Origin of the sequence: Aestuariivirga sp. (genome assembly GCF_044239095.1) — a bacterium.
Classification (GTDB): Bacteria; Pseudomonadota; Alphaproteobacteria; order Rhizobiales; family Aestuariivirgaceae; genus Aestuariivirga.
The window spans coordinates 1-6524 of record NZ_JBIICB010000248.1 but is presented as its reverse complement, the minus strand read 5'-3'; the positions used below and the strand labels follow the sequence as shown (position 1 = coordinate 6524).

Here is a 6524-nt window from a genome sequence, read left to right as displayed (position 1 = left end):
CCATCAACCGCTTCATCCGCGAATACAACGCCTCCAGTCCCAAACCCTTCGCATGGAAAGCCAACCCTGGCGATATCATCGCAGCTCGGAACCGTGGGTTCCAAACGTTGGAGTCAATCCACTAGGACACGGCACGTTCTCCTGAGAAGGTCAGCGAGGAAGAAGAAGAAGACCTTGCTTATCAGTCAGAATGGAAGACGGCCGTACTGGCCTCGATACTGTCGTCCCATAATGCTCCTCCGCAGCAACCTCAGCGGGAATAGAGGGCTTTTAAGAGAACGCTCTTGCTTGACGGAGCGATGAAGTGCGACGGTGCGGATTATTGAGAGAACGCGCAAGTCGGCTGCGATGTTCACGGGGAATGGAGCAACAGTTGATGTTGACTGGAGGGGCATCGTTGACTGCGGCCATTTCTGTGAGGCGCGCGCCTGTCTATGTGTCGACGCTTGCGATACTCCTGTTGTTCTGCTTCAACCCGGCGGCGCTGTCGGCCACATGTATGCCTTTCCATGACGCATCTAACGGAGTTCCAGATGCCCGATCAACCATGATTGAAATCCCGGCTGGACGTTTCATGATGGGTTCGAACTCCCACTACCCAGAAGAAGCCCCTTCGCGCGAGGTCTCAGTGGGTGCGTTCATGATCAGTAGCCACGAGGTCACAAACTCCGAATTTGCCGCATTTGTGAAAGCCACAGGCTATGTGACGACGGCCGAAAAATCAGTCCCGCCGGATAAGTATCCCGACCTTCCTGAGGCCTATCGGGTGCCTGGCGCGATGGTTTTTGTCATGCCCGCTGATACGCTGCCGCAGTTGGTGCCCTCGATGTGGTGGGTCTTCACGCCCGGCGCAAATTGGCGCCACCCCAGCGGTCCGGCCAGCACGATCGAAGCGCACGATGCTGACCCCGTGACGCAAGTGAGCTGGGAGGATGCCAAAGCCTATGCCAAGTGGCGGGGCCACGACCTGCCAACAGAAGCAGAGTGGGAATGGGCTGCACGCGCGAGAGGTGATGTTCCGAGCGATGACCTTCAGCCTGATGCCAACATCTGGGAGGGCATCTTCCCGTATTTCGACACGGCTAGCGACGGCTACCATGGCCTCGCCCCTGTTGGCTGCTTCAAGCCGAATGGCTACGGGCTGTATGACATGATTGGCAATGTCTGGGAATGGACCGAGGACCTGTACCGTCCAAGCCACTCTCCAGATCCATCATTCGTTGAGGATCCACGCTATCCGCAACGCCGCGTCATAAAAGGTGGTTCATGGATGTGCTCGAACACCTACTGCGGCCGCTACCGCCCGAGTGCGCGTCAACCAGGCGATGCCGATCTTGGTAGCTCACACACGGGCTTCCGGACGGTGTTGCGGAGTTATTGACAGGAGAGTTCTATGTTCCGCAAAAAGTTTATCGCCGCCATGGCTTCATTCCTAGCCATCGCAGCAGGCACAGGGCTTGCCGAAGCCAGCCCCCCATCAAAGCCGAACATCCTGTTCGTGATCATGGACGACGTTGGCATCGACCAGCTGAGTGCGATGGGCTACGGTGGCCAAACACCACCCAAGACACCGACGATCAACGAAATTGCAGAGAGCGGAATAAGGTTCCGCAATACGTGGTCAATGCCCGAGTGCTCCAATGGGCGAATGGCATTGCTGACCGGGCGTTATCCATTCCGGACAAATGTCTACCAGGCAATCGGCCAAAGTGACCTCGCGAACTCGCAAGTCTCGCCTTATGACGTAACGGTAGCCCGCATGATGAAGCAGGCCGGATATAGAAGCGGTTTCTTTGGCAAATATCACCTTGGCGGCCCTGAGAACAATAAGGCCGTCAACGGAAGTCCGGGGCAACTGGGCTGGGACTACTTCCACGGCTGGATCGGCGGCCTGCCGGCTTCGATCGACACGACGGCTGGCGGGGTTGGTCAGAGTGGAACCTACAAATGCGGATATGTCCCGTCGGTAGCCCGGCAATTGACTACCGAGGGCGCCAACACTGGTGCCTGCTATATTCGAAACACGAACAATCAGACACGCTGCCAGAAAATCAGCGGAGATACGCTGGGCGATTCACCCGGCCTTGCCTGCCTCAATCTGGGTGGAATTCTGGTTCCCAACGCTTCGTGCCAAGCCAACCCTCCAGGAAACCTGGACTTCGAGAGACAGAACGCACACTACGTGTCACCGCTCGTAATCAATCGCGACAACAGCGTCAGCGAACTCTCCGTCACTGATCCTCGTGGCCGCAACTACCGCTCGTCGATCGAGGTCAATGCGGCGATACAGTGGATAAACGACAATAAACGGAGGAGTGCCCCGTGGATGGCAACTGTGTCGTTCAGCGCCGATCATACGCCGCTGCAGCCACCACCCGGTCACTTGCTTTCTTCAGCGACCAGACAGAAGCTTGCCTCGACGTTGGGCTCTCCGCTCAATCTTGGAACCGACTGCACCAATCCAGCGGTCCAGCGCATTCTTTCAGACGCAATGCTAGAGGCGATGGATACCGAACTTGGCCGCCTGCTAACGTCGACCGGGCTCGCAAGGAAAGATAAAGCAGGCCGGCTGGTCTATGAACCTGAACGCACCAATACTCTGATTGTCATCGTCGGGGACAATGGATCTGCTGGAATTACCGTACAGTATCCGTTCGACCTGTTACGATCAAAGGCGTCACCATACCAGACTGGTATATGGGTTCCGCTCCAGGTATCAGGCCCCATGGTCAAACAGCCTAACCGCGACGTCCCGCATCTTGTTAGTGCAGCGGATGTCTACGGCCTGTTTGCCGAGGCAGCGGGGCTCGACCCACATAAGGCGTCAAAGCCGAACACGATCGATTCGAGCCCGCTCATGCCCTACCTGCGGAATCCATTGCAGCCAGCCATCCGTACCTTCAGTTATTCAGAAGGTGGTCTCAACATCCAGAAGAATAACGCACATAATGGGCCATGCGTGATAGGGCGGACCAACGATGCGGGTGGAACATGCAGCCAAACGCCAATCAACAAAGGAGTTTGCGAAGACAACGGTGGTGTTTGGTGGGGCGAGGGCGCCACAGACCCGAGTGTCACTCCAGTCAACACAGGTGTCGATGAATGCTGGCAAGTCAACCAGGAAATCTACGGGTCACTGACTGACCCCAACACCTATAATGACGTGAAAGTCGGTCAAGCACCGCAGATCTACTACACGGCGCGTGACGCACGTTTCAAATTCATCCATAGCGAATGGAAGGACTATGACCCGGACGCCGTAGGAGTTGCAACGTCGTATTACCTCGATGAACTCTACGAGGTAAACGAGAGCAAGAACCCGACCGACTTGAAACTCGATCGGGACGGCGACGCGCTGCACATAAGCTCAAACGCAGTTGACCCTGTGAACGATTTGGATTCTGTCGATGGCGCTGCTGAGTCAATGCAAGCGCTCCAAGACTACCTGGCCGAACTGTTTGCGACGCAGCCATCTTGTCAGGGCGACGGCAATGGTGACCGCGTTGTCAACATCAAAGACGTCAGCGACTACTGGCGGACAGTAAGGACGTGGACCGGTTCCAGCACTTTTGATTTCGACTACAATGCCGTTACAGACCGGAACGACTTGCAGACCATCTGGGCAAACATTCCAAGTGACTGCCGCAACTGACGGTGTGACTGGATGGCTGCTTTATCCCAGGGTTTGATGGTGCAATCCTCTCTCCAGCATAGTAGGAGGAACTATGCGCCAGGTTCTTCATGGGAGCGCCACCACGACTGAGGCGGTCCGTTGAGCGATGCAGCATAGACAAGGGAGCCTGAGGGATCAGGCTCTCGACTAGAGCGGCGGGCTGTCAGTTGAGATCACTGGAATGTTTGCACTCCATTCTTCCCGTCACCCCAGCAAAAGCTGGGGTCCCGCTTTCTGTCAACATGTCTGCAACAAAAGCGGGATGCCAGCTTTCGCTGGCATGACGGCGAGAATTGGGAGTTAATCTCAACTGACCGTCCGCCGCTCTCAAGCCGGTGCAAAGAAAGAAACACGTGTGCCGGTGCCGCCCCTCGAGACCAATCGGGAAAACCGGGAAACTCCCTCAGCTCCAAGAGATGTGATCCAATGATCCGACGGTATCTTTCCCTCTCAAGAGACTGAGAACACGCGGCGGAGTGAGAGGAAGCTCCGCAACAGGCTTGCCGATCGCGCGGGAGACAGCACAGGCGACAGTAGCCCCCACATTCATGATCGGGATTTCGCCAGCGCCCTTGGCGCCGAATGGGCCGATGGATGGTGCACCCTCGTGCAGAACGATCTCCACGGGCACGACGTCTTCTGCGAGCGGCAGCAGATACTGCTCGAAGCCAGGCTGCTCGATTCCACCATTGGAGCCGATCGTGATCTGCTCATGCAGTGCATAGCCGATACCTTGGGCAACACCGCCCTGGATCTGGCTTCGGACTGCCCGGGGGTTCAGTGCGCGCCCCACGTCCTGCACCACTTTATAACTGAGTATCTCAACATGGCCCGTATCAGGGTCAACAGCCACTTCGCAGTCGTGCACGGTAAAGACAGGAATGTCGATGGCATCAATGAAGTGACCCGCAGCACAACCAGGCAGGCTTGGTTGGCCGGGAGCAGTAAAACTGCCCACCCCGGAAACGGGGCCGTGGATGGCTTCGGCGCGCCGGATAACCTCGGTGATCAACATCCCGCTGCCTGGCCGGCCGGCAATCTCCACACGGCCTTTGGCCAGAACTAGTTTTGTGGAGGGTGTCTGCAGCATTTCGGACGCAATCTCAAGAACCTGCTCGCGCACCCTCTCTGCCGCCATCTTTGCAGCCGAACCAACAGAGACAGTGGTGCGCCCTCCGCCCACACCAAGGTCACGGCCAGAAGCATCGGTGTCGGCCGTTTTCACGATCACGTCCGCGGGGTCGATACCCAGCACTGCGCTGACGATCTGCGGCATGGCCTGCACCATTGTGCCCTGCCCAATCTCGACGCCTGAGGTGACGAGCGTGGCACTGCCATCAATATTGAGATTCACCGTGGCGGACGAAGGGCCAACGAACACAAACCACGTGCCCACTGTCGCCGCGCGGCCATAGAGCCTGTTGCCCGCAGCTTTGCGCCTGTCAGGCACCTCGTCGCGGAAGGCCTCCATCCGTTCAAGCATGGGCCGCAGCACATCACCTTGAAACACCTGCCCCGTGGCGCCGAGCGAGCCGTCACCCAGCACGTTCAGCTTTCTGAATTCCATCGGATCCATGCCGATCGCCGCACAGATGTTGTCCGTGTGACGCTCGAGGAAGAACGTATTGTAGACCCCGTTACAGGCCCTGAACGCGCCGTTAGGTGGCGTGTTGGTATAGACCGCACGGCTATTCAACTTAACCGAGCCCAGACGATAATTACCACCCAACGTGTGCGCCGTCATGGTCGTCAGGAATATCTGCTCTCCGCCATACGCTCCGCAATCCATCAGCACGGTCGCCTCGCGCCCGGCGATCTCGCCTGCGGCCGTGACTGCAGAGCGGATGCGCACCTCGGCGTTCTCACGGCACAGACAGGTGAGAAACTCCTCCTCGCGGGAGTTGCGGATTCCGACGGTGCGACCGGTTTTCTTCGCGAGGATCGCGGCAACGGGTTCGATGGTGCAGTCAAACTTCAACCCGAAACCACCGCCAACCGCGGGGACGGTGACGCGCACCCGCGACGGCGCAACGCCGAGCACCTTGGCGGTGATGCTCCGCACCGTCCATGGCACCTGCGTCGAGCACTGGATGTGGAAGCGGCCATCCTCGAAGCTGGCGATGGCGCAGCGCGGCTCAAAAGGCACATGGCTCTGCCGGCCCACACGGAAGCAATCTTCGACGACCGTCACGTCCGGCCGGGCGAAGGCGGCATCCGTATCACCGCGCACAACGCGCGCTTCCCACGCCGCATTGCCACCCCGCGCAGCACCCGCGAAGAGCACTTCGTAATCCTGCCATCCCGGATGGATCAGCGGCGAGCCGGGCTCGAGCGCCTCTGCCATGGTGAGAAGCGGTGCGAGCGGTTCCACCTCGATCTCGACCAAGGCCGCGGCAGCTCGCGCGATCTCCTCCGTGTCGGCGGCAATCGCCGCAATGGGTTCGCCGTGATGACGGATCACATCACTGGCGAACAGTGGCTGGTCGGCGATGCCGATGCCATGCAGGCCCGGCGCATCGGCATGCGTTACGATGGCACGCACGCCCTTCAGAGCCTGCGCCTTGGACAAGTCGAGCTTTACGATGCGGCCCGAGGCCACGGTGGAGCGGACGATGATGGCATGCAGCATGCCTGGGCCAATGAGGTCCACCGTGTAGCGGGTTCGGCCCGTGAGCTTGTCCAGTGCATCGCGGCGCGGCAGGTCCATGACAGCGGCGGCAGGGTCAAAAGCGATGTTCATGGTGCGGTGGCCTTACAGTTCTTGGAGAGAGACATGATCGCCTCGACGATCCGCTCATAACCGGTACAGCGGCAGACATTGCCGGTGAGGGCGTACTTCACCTCCTCGCGG

Annotated in this window: 4 protein-coding genes and 1 pseudogene; 3 read left to right on the top strand and 2 right to left on the bottom strand. The window is 58.7% G+C overall.

What is annotated here, in order from left to right:
* From ACILRA_RS18085 to ACILRA_RS18075, 3 genes and pseudogenes are all read left to right on the top strand, one after another.
* Positions 1–125, top strand: a pseudogene (locus ACILRA_RS18085) (IS630 family transposase); the annotation flags it as partial.
* Between the two features lie 272 nt (positions 126–397).
* Positions 398–1381, top strand: coding sequence for a formylglycine-generating enzyme family protein (locus ACILRA_RS18080; protein ID WP_395663459.1), 984 nt, complete (start codon positions 398–400; stop codon positions 1379–1381).
* A gap of 12 nt (positions 1382–1393) precedes the next feature.
* Positions 1394–3652, top strand: a complete 2259-nt coding sequence (locus ACILRA_RS18075) for a sulfatase-like hydrolase/transferase (protein WP_395663458.1) — start codon at positions 1394–1396, stop codon at positions 3650–3652.
* 424 nt (positions 3653–4076) lie between these two features.
* On the opposite strand, the gene ACILRA_RS18070 is transcribed toward ACILRA_RS18075, so the two are convergent.
* Together ACILRA_RS18070 and ACILRA_RS18065 are read right to left on the bottom strand one after the other, a co-directional pair.
* Complete coding sequence (locus ACILRA_RS18070; protein ID WP_395663457.1) at positions 4077–6413, bottom strand: xanthine dehydrogenase family protein molybdopterin-binding subunit; 2337 nt, start codon at positions 6411–6413, stop codon at positions 4077–4079.
* On the bottom strand, positions 6410–6514 hold the full coding sequence (locus ACILRA_RS18065) for a 2Fe-2S iron-sulfur cluster-binding protein (RefSeq protein WP_395663460.1): 105 nt from the start codon (positions 6512–6514) through the stop codon (positions 6410–6412). Before ACILRA_RS18065 ends, ACILRA_RS18070 begins: the two co-directional genes overlap by 4 nt.
* Between the last annotated feature and the right edge of the window lie 10 nt (positions 6515–6524).